The organism is Seonamhaeicola algicola (assembly GCF_007997385.1).
GTDB classification, from domain to species: Bacteria; Bacteroidota; Bacteroidia; order Flavobacteriales; family Flavobacteriaceae; genus Seonamhaeicola; species Seonamhaeicola algicola.
On the sequence record NZ_VOSC01000020.1, the window covers coordinates 1 to 551 of the forward strand.

Sequence of the window (551 nt, forward strand, 5' to 3'; positions counted from 1 at the left end):
GTGATTTGGGTTTAGAGGCTTCAATAGTTGGTGTAACTAAATTTTGTGTGCATCCGCCTCATATAAAATCTAAAGTAGCACTTGTTGGAGGAACAAAACAAATACATATTGAAAAAATAAAAGCTTTAAAGCCAGATGTTATTCTTTGTAATAAAGAAGAAAATACAAAAGAAATAGTTGAAGCTTGTGAACTTATTTGTGCGGTACACGTTTCTGATATTTATACAGTAACAGATAGCTTAAAACTTATTGAACAATACGGAAACTTATTTAATGTTAAAGAAAAAGCATTGCATATTTGTAATGAAATAAAAATACAGCAAAATAATTTTGAGCATTTTATTGAAGATAAAAAAAGACTTAAAGTAGCATATTTTATTTGGAAAAACCCATGGATGGTGGCAGCTAACAACACTTTTATAAATTATTTGCTAACTTTAAATGGTTTTGATAATTATTACAAAAACCAAAACAGATACCCACAAATTAATTTACAGGTTAACCCAAATATTGATTTAGTAATGCTTTCAAGTGAGCCTTATCCGTTTAAA

The 551-nt window shown here is 27.9% G+C and carries 1 protein-coding gene; it reads left to right on the plus strand.

Annotated elements, in window-relative coordinates; genetic code table 11:
- Window positions 1–551, plus strand: a 551-nt coding sequence (locus FUA26_RS08490) for an ABC transporter substrate-binding protein (protein ID WP_147134417.1), incomplete at both ends; no start/stop codon positions are given.